Annotated in this window: 12 protein-coding genes; all 12 read left to right on the forward strand. The window is 70.2% G+C overall.

The genetic code is table 11. The annotated features are described in order from the left end of the window. Nucleotides 1-132: 132 nt before the first annotated feature. Complete coding sequence (locus tag Q7F20_RS07040) at nt 133-546, forward strand: hypothetical protein (RefSeq protein WP_305739401.1); 414 nt, start codon at nt 133-135, stop codon at nt 544-546. A gap of 175 nt (nt 547-721) precedes the next feature. After that, entirely contained in the window at nt 722-1549 is an 828-nt protein-coding gene (locus tag Q7F20_RS07045) for an ABC transporter ATP-binding protein (RefSeq protein WP_305739402.1), read from the forward strand. A 13-nt stretch (nt 1550-1562) separates the two neighbouring features. After that, nucleotides 1563-2408: an ABC transporter permease gene (locus tag Q7F20_RS07050; protein WP_305739403.1), complete on the forward strand. Its 846-nt coding sequence runs from the start codon at nt 1563-1565 to the stop codon at nt 2406-2408. A 237-nt stretch (nt 2409-2645) separates the two neighbouring features. Continuing rightward, the gene (locus Q7F20_RS07055; RefSeq protein ID WP_305739404.1) at nt 2646-3788 is read left to right on the forward strand and encodes an ABC transporter substrate-binding protein; all 1143 of its coding nucleotides are present in this window, start codon (nt 2646-2648) and stop codon (nt 3786-3788) included. 82 nt (nt 3789-3870) lie between these two features. Then, complete coding sequence (locus tag Q7F20_RS07060) at nt 3871-4935, forward strand: LLM class flavin-dependent oxidoreductase (protein WP_305739405.1); 1065 nt, start codon at nt 3871-3873, stop codon at nt 4933-4935. After that, nucleotides 4932-5648, forward strand: coding sequence for a cysteine hydrolase family protein (locus tag Q7F20_RS07065; RefSeq protein ID WP_305739406.1), 717 nt, complete (start codon nt 4932-4934; stop codon nt 5646-5648). The genes Q7F20_RS07060 and Q7F20_RS07065 overlap by 4 nt, the downstream gene beginning before the upstream one ends. A gap of 5 nt (nt 5649-5653) precedes the next feature. After that, nucleotides 5654-6979 (forward strand): NtaA/DmoA family FMN-dependent monooxygenase, encoded by a 1326-nt coding sequence (locus Q7F20_RS07070; RefSeq protein WP_305739412.1) that lies wholly within the window; start codon nt 5654-5656, stop codon nt 6977-6979. Nucleotide 6980: 1 nt separating this feature from the next. Further along, on the forward strand, nt 6981-8702 hold the full coding sequence (locus tag Q7F20_RS07075) for an MFS transporter (RefSeq protein WP_305739407.1): 1722 nt from the start codon (nt 6981-6983) through the stop codon (nt 8700-8702). Between the two features lie 55 nt (nt 8703-8757). After that, the gene (locus Q7F20_RS07080; RefSeq protein WP_305739408.1) at nt 8758-9264 is read left to right on the forward strand and encodes a flavin reductase family protein; all 507 of its coding nucleotides are present in this window, start codon (nt 8758-8760) and stop codon (nt 9262-9264) included. Between the two features lie 135 nt (nt 9265-9399). After that, nucleotides 9400-10683, forward strand: coding sequence for an SGNH/GDSL hydrolase family protein (locus Q7F20_RS07085; RefSeq protein ID WP_305739409.1), 1284 nt, complete (start codon nt 9400-9402; stop codon nt 10681-10683). Between the two features lie 186 nt (nt 10684-10869). Then, nucleotides 10870-15267, forward strand: coding sequence for an RHS repeat-associated core domain-containing protein (locus Q7F20_RS07090; protein ID WP_305739410.1), 4398 nt, complete (start codon nt 10870-10872; stop codon nt 15265-15267). Between the two features lie 262 nt (nt 15268-15529). Then, a partial coding sequence (locus Q7F20_RS07095) for a hypothetical protein (protein WP_305739411.1) occupies nt 15530-16167 on the forward strand: 638 nt, incomplete at its 3' end.

The raw sequence follows: 16167 nt of genomic DNA on the forward strand, positions 1-16167 counted from the left end.
GACCCTCCCGCACAGCCCCCAGCTGGCGTCACCCCCGGGGGGTGGTGCCGGGCGGGGGGCCCCCCCCCCCGCGCCCCCCCCCCCGCGCACCCCCCCACGCTGCGTGCGTCGGCGCCCGCCTACACTGCCGACATGACCGAGGTCCCCGACGCCCGCTCCGACTGGGGCCGCTTCGCCCCCGACTCCGTCGAGCGGCGGATGCTCGACGACACCGGGACCGCACTCGGGCTCGTCCTCCGTCCCCGCACGGTCGTGCTCGACCGTGCCCGGGTCGAGGTCGAGGGCATCGACGCCGAGGACCGCGTCGTCGTGCAACTCGTCGCGAACCAGGGCGCGTACAAGCCCGCCTGGCGCAACAAGGTGATGGCGGACCTGTTCAAGCTGCTGTGGCTGCGGCAGGCCGTCCCCGGGGCCGAGCGGGCCGTGCTCGTGATCGCGGAGCCAGCCGCACGGGCGCTCGCCGGGTGGGTCTCGGTGGCCGCCGAGGACCTCGGGATCGAGGTCCTCGTCTGGGACGGGCGGACGGTCATGCCGTCGCAGCGCTGACCCCGCGCAGTCGTTCACACGTTCGCAACACATGTGGCCCGACGCCGTAACACGAGCGTCCTAGCCTCGACACCAGCAGCGGACCTCCGCGTCGCAGACGAACCCGACCTCGCGACGCACGCTCTCCGCCATACGAGACCGAGCCCGCGTGCTCGCCGACGGTATGGAGGAACGGATGACCACAGCAGCGGTCCGGGTGGACGCGGTGCGCAAGGTGTACGGCAGCGGCCCGAACGCCATGGTGGCCCTCGACGACGTCGCCCTGTCGATCGAACCGGGCAAGTTCGTGTCGCTGATCGGTCCGAGCGGCTGCGGGAAGTCGACGCTGCTCCGGCTCGTCGCCGGCCTCGAGCCCGCCGACCGCGGTGACGTGCAGGTGCACGGCGTCACCCCGGCACAGGCGTGCGCGGCGAAGCTCATCGGCCTCGTGCCGCAGACGCCGGCGCTCCTGCCCTGGCTCACCGTGCTGCAGAACGTCACGCTCGCCGGACGGGTCAACCCCGGGGCCGGGCGTCGCCGCGCCGCGATCCAGGACCTCGAGGAACGCGGCGCGGACGGTGGCCCCGACATGCGACAGCTGCTCCGGATGGCCGGCCTCGGCGAGGCGCAGGACAAGCGGCCCGCGCAGCTCTCGGGCGGCATGCAGCAGCGTGCCGCGATCGTCCGGGCGTTCGGCCTGCGACCCGACGTGCTGCTCATGGACGAGCCGTTCTCGGCCCTCGACGAGTTCACCCGCGAGGCACTGCAGGACCAGCTGCTCGACCTCTGGGACGAGCTGCGCACCACCGTCCTCTTCGTCACGCACTCGGTGTCCGAGGCGGTCCGGATGTCGGACACCGTGGTCGTGATGGCACCGCGTCCCGGGCGGATCGTCGACGTCATCGACATCGACCTGCCCCGGCCGCGCAACCAGCGGCTCTTCGAGGAGCGGCGCTTCCACGAGTACGAGGACCTCGTCCGCACGCGCTTGCACAGCGCGTGGCGCGCGACGGACGCGGCCTGAGGGAGACGACACGATGACCACCACCAGCACGACCGCCACCGCCTCCGCCACGTCGACCACCGCCGAGTCCGAGGCCGCGACCACCCGCCGCCCGCTCCCCGGCTGGATCCGCCCGACGGTCTGGGCGCCCCTCGTCGTCATGCTCGCCGTCCTCGCCGTGCTGTGGCAGATCGGCGCAACGACGATGCCGTACCTGCTGCCACCGCTGCCCGCGGTGGGGGAGACCCTCGCCACGCAGCTGCCCTACTACCTGCAGAACGCCGGGATCACCCTTGTCGAGTCGCTCGTCGGCCTCGGCATCGGGTTCGTGGCCGCGTTCGTGCTCGCGGTGCTGACGAGCGAGCTGCCGATCGTCCGCCGCGCGGTGATGCCGATCGCGATCGTCCTGAACGTCACGCCGCTCGTCGCGATCGCCCCCGCCCTGGTGGTCGCGTTCGGGTTCGGCCCGCTGCCGAAGCTCGTGATCACGGCGCTCATCTGCTTCTTCCCGATCCTCATCAACACCGCCGCCGGACTCCGGTCCGTCCCGCAGCCCGTGCTGCAGGTGTACCGGACGATCGACGCCTCCCGGATCGAGATGCTCGTGCACCTGCGGATCCCGAACGCCCTGCCGTTCGTCTTCGCGGCGCTCCGCATCGTGTTCCCGCTCTCGATCATCGGCGCGGTCGTGGCGGAGCTGTCCGCGTCCGGGTCGACGGGCGGCCTCGGCACGGTGATCAGCACGGCGTCGTCGATGAACCAGCTCGCCGTGGTCTACGCCGCGATCGCGATCCTCGCGGTGATGGGCGTGGTCCTGCTCGGGCTCATCTCGCTCGTCGAGCGGCGCGTCCTGCGCTGGCACCGCACCGCGAACGACTGACCCGCGGCCGCCGACCGACGCACCGCCACCCGCCGCCCCGCGGCCGAGCAGCACCGCCCGCCGGCGCGAGCCTGCCCACGCGACGCCAGCCGCGCCTCCAGGCCGCCGCGCGGTGACCGACCCGACCTACTCGACCCGACCTACTCGACCCGACCCACTCGACCCGACCCACTCGACCCGCACCCATCCCGCACCGCCCCCGCCCTGCACCACCCATCCCTTCCCACAGGAGTGACCATGCAGCACCGCACCCGTCCCCGCCGAACCGGCCGGTCCCGCACCGCAGCCGCCCTCGCGACCCTCGCCACCACCGCGGCCGTGGCCCTCGCCCTCACCGGCTGCAGCACCGGCTCGAGCGCGGGCACCGGCTCGTCCGAGGGCAGCGCCATCTCCGCCGAACGGTGCAAGGAGAACAAGGCCGCCGGTCCGATCACCTACCTGTCCGGCTACCAGTACCAGTCGTCGGCATCGATCCTCGAGTACATCGCCGCGGACCAGCTCGGCTACTTCAAGGACCTCTGCCTCGACGTCACCCTGAAGCCCGGATCGGGCGACACCGCCCAGAACACCAAGCTCCTGGCGAGCGGTCAGGCGACGGTGTCGGCCGTCGCGGAGCAGGACCTCATCCAGGCCCGGGCGAACGGCATCGACATCACCGGGATCTCGTCGTACTCGAACGCGGGTCTCGACATCCTGATGACGAACAAGGACATCACGAAGCTGCCGCAGCTCGACGGCAAGGTCGTCGGCCACAAGGGCTTCGTGCCCGCGTCGGTCCGGGCGATGATGGAGAAGGCCGGCGTGAAGTGGGACTCCCTCACGCTCGTGAAGGAGGGCTACGACCCCTCGGTCCTGCCCCGCAAGCAGAACGGGCTCGAGGCCCTGACCGGCTTCGTGTCGAACGAGCCGAACCAGCTGAAGGCCGCCGGCGACGACGTCACGGTGTGGCAGCCCGTCGACTACGGCATCCCCTCGTCGATCGGCGCGATGGCCGTGAACCCCGCGTTCGCGAAGGCGCACCCGACCGCCGTCGAGGACGTCCTCCGCGCCGCCCTGCACGCGTACGACTTCTGCTCGTCGAGCACGGCGAAGACGAAGCAGTGCGTCGGGTACGCCGCGAAGCTCTCCGGCGCGACCTACGACGAGGCCCAGAACGCGAAGATCTGGACGACCGAGACGAAGGTCATCGCGGACAACCCGACGCCGGGTCAGCCGCTCGGCGGCATCGACCCGGAGAACGTCGGGAAGCTGCTCGACATGCTGCACCAGTACGACATCGTGAAGAGCTCGGTCACGAAGGACGACGCCGAGAGCTGGTTCACCAACGAGTACATCGACGCCATCACGAAGGACGGCAAGACCGTCTGGCCCGCGTCGTGAGCCCGGTGGGCTGCGCGTCCGCGCGGCCCACCGTCTCCTCCGATCCCCGCACAGCACCACTGCACCAGAAAGGCGGCGCACCATGCCCGCGAAGGAGTACGGGATCTTCCTCCCGATCGGCAACGGCGGGTGGATGCTCTCCACCACCGCACCCCACCCCGAGGCGACCTACGCCTGGAACAAGCGCGCAGCCCTGCACGCCGAAGCGATCGGCCTCGACTTCGTGATGTCGATGGCGAAGTGGCGCGGTTTCGGCGGGAGCACCGACCACTGGGGGCGGTCCCTGGAGTCGATGACGATGATGGCCGGGATCGCCGAGGCGACCGAGCGCGTGCAGATCTGGGCGACCATGCACGCGAACGTCCACAACCCGGCGGTCGCGGCGAAGATGTACACGACGCTGCAGGACCTCTCCGGAGGTCGAGCGGGCATGAACATCGTCAACGGGGCCTACGCGGCGGAGTTCGAGCAGTTCGGGATCTGGGACGCGGCCCTCAGCCACGCCGACCGCTACCGCATGACGGAGCTCTGGACCGAGGCGGTCACCCGTCTCTGGACCGAGGACAGCGTCACGATGCACACGCCCTACTTCGACCTCGACGCCTGCGAGTCCCGCCCCCACCCGGCCAGCAGGCCGACGATCATCAGCGCCGGCAAGTCCGAGGCGGCTCGGGCGTTCCAGGCGAAGTACGCCGACGGTGCGTTCCTCGCGGCGGACAGCCTCGACGAGATGCGCGACCTGTCGCGCGACGTCCACGACCGCGCCGCCGCCGAGGGGCGGCAGTGCCGGACCTACTCGATGCTCACCGTGGTGCAGGACGACACCGACGCCGCCGCCCAGCGGAAGGTGCGCGAGTGGGGCGCCGGCGTCGACCGGGAGGCACTCGCCTCGATGCGGGCGTCGTGGGGCGTCCCCGCCGAGCAGGCCCGTGCCTGGGCGGACGGCGCCGCGGGCGAGGACGCGTTCCAGACCGCGTACGTCGCCGGTTCCGCCGAGACCGTCACGGAGCACATCGAGTACATCGTCGACCGGGGCGAGCTCGACGGCCTCATGCTGATCTTCCCCGAGTACGACCAGGACATGGTGCGCTTCGGCGAGACCGTCCTGCCGGCACTCCGCCAGCACGACGCGGCGGTGCTCCGGTGACCGGCGCGACCGCGGGCGGCGACCCGCGACTCGCACGGTTGCTGGACGGGCCGTCGTCCGGTGCGTCCGGCCCGGCGGGCGGCCGAACGCCGGCGCTGGTCGTCGTCGACGTGCAGCGCGACTTCGGCGAGCCCGCGCGCATCGCCGGGTACGGGCTCGACGACCGTGCGTCCGCAGCGGTGGACGCCGCGATCGTGCGCATCGGCGCCCTCGTCGACGAGGCACGCGCCGCCGGCGTCCCCGTCGTCTGGGTCGAGCTCGGCAGCGACCCGTCCGCCCCGTGGCACAGCAGCACCTGGCTGCGCGGCGGGCCGCTCGACGGACCGATGCCGGAGGACGAGCCCTGCCGCATCGGCACCGCCGGAGCCGAGTGGTACCGCACGGCGCCGGCACCCGGCGAGACCCGCGTCGTCAAGCGCGGCTACAGCGGCTTCCTCGGCACGGACCTGGAGGCGCGACTCACCACCGCAGGGATCGGCTGGCTGACCGTCGTGGGACTCACGTCCGAGTGCTGCGTCTTCGCGACGGCGCAGGACGCGATGCAGCTCGGCTGGCCGGTCGTGGTGCCGTCGGACGCCACCGCCGCCTACGACGTCGACGTGCACGACGCCGCGCTCACGATGATCGAGCTCAACATCGGTGTCGTCACGGACGCTGCCGAGACCACCGAGCTGTGGCGGGCCTGGGCGGCATCGCCGGTGGGTGCCCCGTGAGCGGCATGCACATCGCCTACGACCTGTCCTTCACGCACACCGAGGGCCGCTGGGCCGCCCCGGGCAGCTGGGTCGGCCAGGACTTCCCCGACGTCCGCATGTACATGGAGGTGGCGCGGACCGCCGAGCGCGCCGGTGTCGACATGCTGTTCTTCGGCGACGGCTCCGGTGTCCCGAGCACCTGGCGCGGCAGCATCGACCCGGCGGTCGAGTGGGGGATCCAGTGGCCACGGCAGGACATGTCGCCCGTCATCGCCGCGATGTCGACGGTCACCGAGCACATCGGCTTCGGGCTCACCTACTCGTCGACCTTCACGCACCCGTTCTCCACCGCACGGCTGCTCAACTCGCTCGACCACGTCACCGGCGGCCGGATGGCGTTCAACGTCGTCGCCTCGTCGCGGGGTGCGGACGCCGCGAACTACGGGTCCGACCACCTGATCGACCACGACCTCCGGTACGAGCGGATGGAGGAGTTCATCGGCGTCTGCCGTGCGCTCTGGGACTCCGTCGCCCCGGACGCGATCGTACGCGACCGAGCGACCGGCCGGTTCGCCGACCCGTCCCGCGTGCACCCCATCGACCACGACGGCCGGTTCTTCAAGGTGCGGGGGCCGCTCGCCAGCGTCCCGAGCCCGCAGCGCCACCCCGTCGTCGTGCAGGCCGGCAACTCGCCGCGGGGCATCGCCGCGAGCGCGTCCTTCGCCGACCTGGTGTTCGGGTTCGGCGCGAGCGTCGCCGGGCAACTCCGGCACCGGAACGCCCTCGACGCCGCACTCGCGGACGCCGGACGGGACCCAGCCGCGGTCGGCATCCTCTGGGCGACCCAGGTGATCGTCGGCGCCACCCGCGCCGAAGCGGAGACCCGGCGCGACTCGCTCCTGTCGTTCTGGAACCGCGAGGCCGTCGGCACGTTCATCTCCCACAACGCCGGGTACGACTTCTCGACGCTGCCCGCTTCGTTCCGGCTCGGGGACCTGCGCGACGAGATCGTCGCCGCGCAGGCGAGCCCGGCCGGTCTCGTCGGCAGCCTCGTCGCCGAGTTCGGGGAAGACCACACCATGGATCGCGACGAGTTCTTCGAGCACGGCTGGCGGGCCGCGACGGGCCTCGACCACATGCTCGTCGGCGACGCCGCCGAGGTGGCCGACGCGCTCCAGCAGAACTTCGCCGCCATCGGTGGGCGGGGCGGGTACATGCTGTCCAGCCCGCTCGGGATGCCGTCCGGGTTCGCCGACCTCAGCGAACTGCTCGTGCCGGAGCTCCGCTGCCGAGGCGCCCTCTCGCCGCGGTACCCGGGGGCCACGCTCCGCGAGAACCTGGCGGTGTGAGGTGACCCCCGCCCGTCGGTGGCTCGCGCTCGGCGGGCTCTGCCTCGGCTTCTTCATGCTGCTGCTCGACAGCACGATCGTGTCGGTCGCCCTGCCCGACCTCGGCCGTGACCTCGGTGCCGACGCGTCGACGTCGGTGTGGGTGAACAGCGCCTACCTCTTCGCGTTCGCGGTCCCGCTGCTCGTGGCCGGGCGGCTCGGGGACCGGTTCGGGCACCGCCGCGTGTACCTCGTCGGGCTCGCGGTCTTCACGATCGCCTCGGTCGGGTGCGCGGTGGCACCCGGGATCGGTGCCCTCGTCGCCTGGCGTGCGGTGCAGGGCCTCGGCGCCGCGCTCCTCACCCCGCAGTGCCTGACCGTGATCCGGTCGCTCTTCGACCCGCCGCGGCTCGCCGTCGCGCTCGCCGTCTGGAGCGCCGGCGGCGGGGCGGCGACGGTCGCCGGGCCGATCGTCGGCGGACTGCTCGTCGAGGCGTGGGGCTGGCCGTCGGTGTTCCTCGTGAACGTGCCCGTCGGGATCGTGACCGCGATCGCGGTCCTCCGCTTCGTCCCGGTATCCCGGCGCATCGCCGTGCCGCTGCCCCTGTTCGCCGTCGTCGGCGTGACCGTGGGGGTCCTCGGAGTGGTCGTCGGTGTGCAGGGCACGGACGCCGGGCTGCTCGCCGATCCGCTCGCCCGTGGCGGTGCGGTCCTGCTCGGCGCCGCGGTGGTCGCCGCCGTCCTGGTCCGGCAACGACGCGAGGGCGACCGCGCCCTCGTGCCGCTCGCCCTCTTCCGCGACCGCGGGTTCGTCACCGGCTCGTGGGGTGCCACGGCCGCGTCGTTCTGCGTCGGGTCCGCGCCGATCCCGCTCATGCTCGACCTGCAGCAGACCCGCGGGCTGAGTGCCGGAGCGGCGGCGCTCGTGCTCGTGCCGATGGGTGTCGCGTGCCTGGCGTCGGCGCCGATCGTCGGCCGCACGACCAACACCGCCGGCCCCCGGGCGACCGCGACGGTCGGCGCCGTCCTGCTCGTCGCGTCGGTGGCACTGACCGCGGTGCTCGTCGGTGTCGCGGCACCACTCTGGACGATCGCCGCGGCCTTCACCGGCTTCGGGATCGCGAACGCGTTCGTCTGGTCGCCGTTCTCCCTCGCCGCGGTCCTCGGAGCCGGACCGGCGACGGTCGGGGCGGCTTCGAGCGTGTTCAACACCGTGAAGCAGCTCGGCGCCGTGCTCGGCAGCACCGCCACCGCCGTGCTGCTCGCGACCGCGGGGGACGCGGTCGCCCTCGGTGCGCTCGCCCTCGTCGCCTGCGGTGCGGTGGTCGCGGCGCAGGCACTGTCCGGCCGTCCGGGCACCTCCGCCGTGCTGACGGGTGAGATCGTGCACGGTGCCGGGGTCGGACACGACCTGGGGTTCCCGACCGCGAACCTGCAGCCCGACAGCGGGTCCGACGCTCCCGTTCCCGGCGACGGGGTCTACGTCGGGTGGCTCGCTGCTCCCGTCGGTGCTCCGGCACGGCAGGCGCTCGTGTCAATCGGCAGCAACAGCACCTTCCCCGACCGACCCCGCACGGTCGAGGTCCACGTGCTCGACTTCGACGGCGACCTGTACGGCTCCGTCGTGGAGCTCACCGTCGGCCGGCGCATCCGGCGCCAGCGCAGGTTCCGTGGGCCGGACGCGCTCGTCGCCGCGATGCGGTCCGACGAGAGGCGGGCCCGCGCCGTGCTCGCTCGTTCCTGACCGTTCGTTCCCGACAGTCCGTTCCTGACCGCTCGTTCCCCGAGGAGGATCCATCGTGCACGACCGCTTCATCGAGGACCCGCGCGACATCCGCGAGGCCATCGCCGAGGTGCCCTCCGTCGTGGCCGCGATCGCCGCGTGCGTCGACGGGGTGCCCGTGGTCATGGTGGCGACGTCCTTCACGGTCGGTGTCTCCTACGACCCGCCGCTCGCCACGATCGCCGTGCAGCACTCGTCGACGACGTGGCCGGATCTCGCCGCGGCGCTGACGCTCGGCATCTCGGTGCTCGGCGACGGGCACGGGCCGCAGACGGCGCAGTTGGCGTCGCGGGATCGTACACGTCGTCTGCGCGGCATCGAGTACGCCACCGCGAGCTCCGGCGCGGTCTTCCTCGACGGTGCGCACTCGTGGTTCGAGTGCGCGGTCGAGGGCGTCCACCGTGCGGGCGACCACGACATCGTGGTGCTCCGCATCCTGCGAGTGGCTCGGGACGCGGCACGGGCGGCGCTCGTCTGGCACCGGCCGGCGCGTTCGAGGGAGACAGTCGAGCTGCAGTCGTAGCGAGGGGCGCCTCGTGCGCCCTCGTGTCACACGAACGGGGAGCAGAGGTCGAGTGTGCTCCTGCCCTCCGGAGATGGGGCGGATCGATGCGCCCGTATCTGTCGTGGCGCGTGGGGCGCCCGGAGGGGACGAGGCATGCGCACGACCCGAGGCCACCGCTCTGCCGCGGTGCTCGTGACCGCCGTCGTCCTCGCGCTCGTCGGGGCGCTCCTGCCGAGCAGCGCGCAGGCAGCACCGACGACCGGCAACGACGTGCTGCGCGGTGTGCGGTGTGCCGCCTACGGTCACTCGTTCAGACAGGTGCAACCTGGTTCTGATTCGGTGCCGAGCAGGATGTACCCGTCGATGGTCCGTGACAGCCTCGGCGCGGACCCGGAGCTCTGGTCGAACGAGACGATCAGTGGGGCGTCGACGGCGCAGATCCTCGCACGAGCGCGCTCGACGTGGAACCGCGGCGACTACGGCGTCGTCTCGTACCTCGGGAACCAGAACGACGTCGGCCGGCACGTTCCCGAGGCCACCTTCACGGCGAAGGTCCGGGCCTTCATCGACTGGGTGCGGGGGACCGGGCCGTTCCCACCCACGATCGTCGTCGTGCTCGACACGCCATCGACGTCGAAGGGCTACGCGTGGTACCCGTCACCGCCGACCGACGCTGACGTCGTCCGGTACAACCGGTCCCTGCGCAGCGTCGTCTCGGAGTACCCGAAGGACAGGTCGGTCGTCGTCGCCGATGCCTTCACCGGATGGGACAAGGCGACGATGATCGGCCCCGACGGGCAGCACCCGAACGACGTCGGACAGGCGCACATCACGGATGCGATCACCTCGGCACTGAGCGTCGTGCGACCGCGCGAGGGGCAGAACGTCCTCACGCCAGCACCGTCGGTCAGCTACGACTCGTTCAACCGGCCCGACATGATCACCGGGCTCGGCAAGGACCTGCACGGCCGGTCCTCCTCCACGGTCGGTGGGGTCAAGTACGGCATCTCGGGCGGCCGTGCCTACCGTGCCAGCAGCGGGAGCGTTCGTGAGTCCGCGGCCACCGTCGACACCAAGAAGCGTGCGGTCGACATCAGCCTCACCATGACCACGATCTCGTCGAAGGGTGCGGGGCCGGTGTGGCGACTGAGCAGCGCCAAGGACTACTTCGTGCTCGACGTGCACGGTTCGGGCACGGGCAACGCGAAGGTCTACAAGCGCGTCAACGGGCGGTTCGTCCAGATCGGCAAGGCACTGAGCCGCGAGGTCAAGCCCGGCTCGACCGTTCGGGTCAGGGCCGACGGCGCGAAGATCAAGACCTACGTCGACGGCCCCGCCGTGTACTCCAGCGTGGACAGTTTCAACGGCTCCGCCACCAGGGGCGGCATCTGGATCACCGACACCCGCGCGCGATTCGACGACCTCGTCGTCCGGTAGGGCCGTATCGGTTCTGGTGTGGAACTTCCTACCCTCTGTAGTGGGGGAGCGGTGGTGAGGGATGCTCCGTAGCGTGCTGTGTGGTCGCACAGTGCCGTCATGGGGGCGGGTTCGCTGGTGGTGACCTGTTGAGGGGTTCTGCGCGTGTTCGCGACGTCGCCGTTGTCTGTCCGTTCTCGTTGGGTGTTGCTGGCCGTCGTCACGCTGTCGGCGCTGCTCGGGTCGTTGTTGGCGGTCGTGTCACCGCCTGCTCCCGCGCAGGCGGTCGCGACGGGCACGGGCGGGCAGTTCGTGCCGTTGCCGACCAACGCCAGGATCTTCGACGGTGCAACGCCGGCGGGGTCGGCGACGACGGTGCCCGTGGCGGGTGTGAAGGGGATCCCCGCTGACGGTGTCGGTGCGATCAGCGTGTTGGCGACGGTCGCGGACGCGAACGGCACCGGGCAGCTGAAGGGTCGTGCGGACTCGAGCGACGGGCCGACGCTGCTGATGATCTACGGCAGCGGGGTGGCGGGGAACACCTCGAACACGTCACTGCTCGCAGTCGGGGACGACGGGTCGATCCGGATCGACACGACGACGGCGCAGTCGCGGGTGATCCTGGACGTCACCGGCTACTACACGTCCACGGCGAACGGGGTGGGTGCGGGCGGGTTCGTGCCGCTGTCGGGGACGCGGATCGCGAACACCGCGGACGGTACGAACGTCCGCCAGGGTGCGCTGTCGGGTGGGGACAGCATCACGTTCCAGGTCACCGGCAAGGGTGGCGTCCCCACGAACGCGGCCGCGGTCGCGGTCAGTGTCGTGGTGCAGAACACCGGTGGCGGTGCCGGGTGGGTGCGTCCCTCGCCGTCGGACGGACCGAAGAGCACGGGGTCGTTGAACTACCCGTCGACGAAGCTGACCACGGCGATGACTGCGCAGGTCGCTGTCGGCACCGACGGGAAGATCACGATCGACAACGCCCCTGACGGTGGCACCGTGCAGATCCAGGTGGACGTGCAGGGGTATTTCGTCCCCAGCAACCCCGGCGGCGGGTTCACGCCGGGTACGGGCCGGATCGTCGACACCCGCACCTCGTCCAGCGTCGGCGCGAACGCGTCGGTCGCAGTGCAGGTCGCCGGCGTCGCCGGGATCGGGACGGTCGAGGGTGGGCTGTCGGCGGTCGCGGTGACGGTCACGGCGATCCACTCGGGTACGACCGGTGGGTACGCGAAGGCGTGGGCGGATGGTTCCTCGGAGCCGACCGGGGCGGTCATCGGGTACGCGCCGACGTCGTCGATCCGGACCACGACGGCGATCCTGCCCGTGGGCTCGAACGGGAAGGTGCGGATCCAGAACGTCTCGTCCGGCACCACGGACTTCGTCCTCGACCTGCAGGGCGTCTACAACTGGCTGCCGGGCGGCCCGGTGTCGACGAACGTGACCGGGCAGCGGACCTCGGCGACGACGTTGCCGTTCCCGATCAGCGATCAGACCAACGCCAGCGTCGACGTCGGCACCGGGAACCTGCTGGTCACCACCAGCGCACTGACGCTGCCGGGTGTGACGCAGAGCACGACGATCGGTGCCGCCTGCAATTCGCGGTCGACGACGACGGCGAACAGCAACACGATGGAAGCGAACCGGTGGCAGTACGCCCTCGCCGGAGCGGGAGACCTGTCCGCGAACGCGGCTGGCGTGGTCTACACGGACGCGGTCGGGACGGCATGGCAGTTCAAGCCCACCGGTACGGCGGGTGCGTTCACGTCCCCGCCGGGACTGCAGATGACGTTGGCGCGGGTCGCGAACGCCGACACGCGGGAGTACACGCTGACGTCGTGGACGACGAACCAGGTCATCCACTTCACCCTCGGCGGCCAGCCGAAGAGCGTCAACGACCGCAACGGCAACCAGGTCAGCTTCAACGTCGCGGCGGACAAGTTCTCGCTCGGCACCCTGGTCTCCACCGCGGGCACCGATGGTGCGAAGACGGCAAAGGTGTCGTACGCGAACGGGACGACGACGTTCACGCAGACCTCCGGCTCCAGCAGCCGCAGTGTGTCGTGGGCGAAGAACAGCAACGGTGACATCACCACGTACACGGACGCCACGGGTGCGACGACCACGTTCGGGTACACGGGCGGGGACCTCACCTCGATCACCGCACCCACCGGCGGAGTGACCTCGTTCACCTACGACTCCACCAAGCGCGTCACGAAGGTCTCCCAGGCCAACACCACCGCCGGATCCCCGGGAACCGCGGTCACCCGCTTCGCGTACACGGACGGTGACACCACCCAGGTCGCCGACCCCCGCTCCGACCAGGCCCAGCCCGTCGCGACCGCGGACCACACCACGTACACACTCGACGCGAACGACCTCGTTACCGATGTGAAGGACGCCGCGGGCCGCGACCAGTCGCGCACCTACAAGTCCACCAACAACGGTGTGCTGAGCTCCACGATCGGATCCGGGACCGGCGCGTCGACGACGAACAACAAGTTCGACGGCAACAACGGGCAGTCGCTGACGCAGTCGCAGTCCGCCTCCGGCAGCACCGACACCGCGACGTACGGGACACAGGCGCCGACGGCATACCTGCCGGCTTCCACCACGGACAGCTCCGGCAACAAGACCACGTACGGGTACGACGGCCCCGGCAACCAGACCTCGACCGGCACCGGCAGCGGTCCGGACGCTGCCGAGGCGAAGCTCGAGTACAACAAGAAGGACGTCGACAAGTACGCGTGGGGTGCGGTGAAATCCGCAACCGCTCCCGGCAACACGGTCAAGACCACGTACGGCTACGACCAGTACAACCAGCTGTTCACCATCGACGCGCCGGCGAACACGGTCGGGCGGCAGAAGTACGCCTACGACGACTTCGGCCGCGTGAACAAGCACACGGACGGTGGTGGCGGTGTCACGTCGTACACGTACGACAATGACGACCGGCTGCTGACGACGACGTTCGCCGACAGCGCGCTGACGGTGACGAACACGTACGACGGCAACGGCAACCAGCTCACCCAGCAGTCCGCGACCGGGACGATCACGAGCACGTTCGACCAGCGCAACCGGCTCATCTCCACGGTGAACACCGCCGGTGGCGGAACCGTGTCCTACGGGTACGACCTCGCCGGGAACACGGTCCGCGTCACCGACCAGCATGGTGACGTCACGCACGACTACGACCCGTCGAACGTGCTCACCGCGACCACGTACCCGACCGATGCCGGCACGGCGAAGCAGATCTACCTCACCGATGACCACGGCCGCCGCACCGACACCTGGCTCGGCGCCTCCAGCGCCGCAACGCCCGGTGTCAAGCCGGCGTCGTGGCAGGGCCACCAGCACATCGACTACGACTCCTCCGGCAAGGTCACCCGCGTCCGCGCCTGGACCGGCGACAACGACGCCACCCCGGTCGTGAACACCCTCTACTGCTACATCGCCGGCGCCGCGACCAGCGGCGACTGCGCTGCGGACAAGGCGAACGACCGCGACAAGCTGCAGTGGTCCCGCAACGACCTGCCCGGCGGCGGGCAGAAGACGACGTCGTACACGTACGACTCCAACGGCCGCCTCACCAAGGCCGCGCAGGCCGGCGGCGCGACGAACACGACGTGGGCATACACGTACGATGCGGCCGGGAACCGGCTCACCGCGAAGCAGACCGGTGACGCGACGAGCTCGCAGACGTTGACGTACAACGCGGTCGGGCAGATCACCTCGGCTGGGTACGCGTACGACGGGGTCGGGAACCTGGTTGCAGCACCGGGTGAGACGTTCACCTACAACGATGCGCAGCAGCTGACGGCGTCGACGAAGAACGGTGTCACGACCCGGTACGAGTACGCCGGCGCGGACATGAACAAGCTCCTCACGCAGTCCACGGACGGGGGAGCGGAGTACGACTACACGTATGGCACCACCGATCAGCATGGCGTCCCCGTGATCACCAGCCGCACCGTCGCCGGCACTGGCACGGCGTCGGTGATCAGCGACCCGACGACCGGGCAGCCGATGGACCTGCAGACCACCGATGGCGTGACGAGCATGTGGGTCATCGACGGGATCGGGAACCCGGCAGCAGCGATCGCCGACACTGGCAACACCGCGTACACCGTCTCCTACGACCCTTACGGTGCGGAGGCCGTCAACGGCGGCTCAAGCGCACAGTGGCTGCAGAACCCGTACGGATTCAAGGCCGGGCTCCGCTCGTCCAGCACCGACAACGGACTCACCAAGTTCGGATACCGATGGCAGACAACCGCTACCGGCGGGTGGATCGAACGCGACACCCTCGACGCACCCCTCAGCCCCACCAACGCCAACCGGTATGCGTACGCTGGGAATGAGCCGACCAACTTGTACGACGCAACAGGGCGTGCTGGGATTCCCCTTTCCAACTGCCAGACACAGGCCATCAATGTGGTTGCCGGAGGCCTCGCGACTACGGCGACGGCGATCGGGACGGTTGCGGCCACTGCATCCGGCGTCGGAATTCCGGTCAGTGCTGGCGGCGCAATTGCCACCGGGGCGGCAGCAACTGCGACCTGGACCGGATACAATACTTTCCTTAATGAATGTCTGGACTGACGCGTGAATAAGTACACTGTTGCAATTCTTTGGTTCAGTGTCGCTGTACTCTTGGCCTGGGGGGTGTTCGGGATTGTTGCGAATATCGTATGGACGGCCGTCGTTGGATGTGGCTGTGCAGTTGTGATGACTGTCATTGCCATAGCGACCATGCGGTCTTTCGGGAACAAAAGTCGTTAGGCGGCTTGGTTCGCAACTGGTACGAGCGGCCGGGAACCGGCTCACGGCGAAGCAGACCGGTGACGCTACGAGCTCGCAGACGTTGACGTACAACGCGGTCGGGCAGATCACCTCGGCTGGGTACGCGTACGACGGGGTCGGGAACCTGGTTGCAGCACCGGGTGAGACGTTCACCTACAACGATGCGCAGCAGCTGACGGCGTCGACGAAGAACGGTGTCACGACCCGGTACGAGTACGCCGGCGCGGACATGAACAAGCTCCTCACGCAGTCCACGGACGGGGGAGCGGAGTACGACTACACGTATGGCACCACCGATCAGCATGGCGTCCCCGTGATCACCAGCCGCACCGTCGCCGGCACTGGCACGGCGTCGGTGATCAGCGACCCGACGACCGGGCAGCCGATGGACCTGCAGACCACCGATGGCGTGACGAGCATGTGGGTCATCGACGGGATCGGGAACCCGGCAGCAGCGATCGCCGACACTGGCAACACCGCGTACACCGTCTCCTACGACCCTTACGGTGCGGAGGCCGTCAACGGCGGCTCAAGCGCACAGTGGCTGCAGAACCCGTACGGATTCAAGGCCGGGCTCCGCTCGTCCAGCACCGACAACGGACTCACCAAGTTCGGATACCGATGGCAGACAACCGCTACCGGCGGGTGGATCGAACGCGACACCCTCGACGCACCCCTCAGCCCCACCAACGCCAACCG

Source organism: Curtobacterium sp. A7_M15, from assembly GCF_030705415.1.
Taxonomy (GTDB): domain Bacteria; phylum Actinomycetota; class Actinomycetes; order Actinomycetales; family Microbacteriaceae; genus Curtobacterium.

Excerpts from the sequence above, each read along its gene's own strand:
- Q7F20_RS07050 (WP_305739403.1), top strand. The coding sequence starts at position 1,563 with ATGACCACCACCAGCACGACCGCCACCGCCTCCGCCACGTCGACCACC.
- Q7F20_RS07085 (WP_305739409.1), top strand. The coding sequence starts at position 9,400 with ATGCGCACGACCCGAGGCCACCGCTCTGCCGCGGTGCTCGTGACCGCC.
- Q7F20_RS07045 (WP_305739402.1), top strand. The coding sequence starts at position 722 with ATGACCACAGCAGCGGTCCGGGTGGACGCGGTGCGCAAGGTGTACGGC.
- Q7F20_RS07070 (WP_305739412.1), top strand. The coding sequence starts at position 5,654 with ATGCACATCGCCTACGACCTGTCCTTCACGCACACCGAGGGCCGCTGG.
- Q7F20_RS07055 (WP_305739404.1), top strand. The coding sequence starts at position 2,646 with ATGCAGCACCGCACCCGTCCCCGCCGAACCGGCCGGTCCCGCACCGCA.
- Q7F20_RS07040 (WP_305739401.1), top strand. The coding sequence starts at position 133 with ATGACCGAGGTCCCCGACGCCCGCTCCGACTGGGGCCGCTTCGCCCCC.
- Q7F20_RS07060 (WP_305739405.1), top strand. The coding sequence starts at position 3,871 with ATGCCCGCGAAGGAGTACGGGATCTTCCTCCCGATCGGCAACGGCGGG.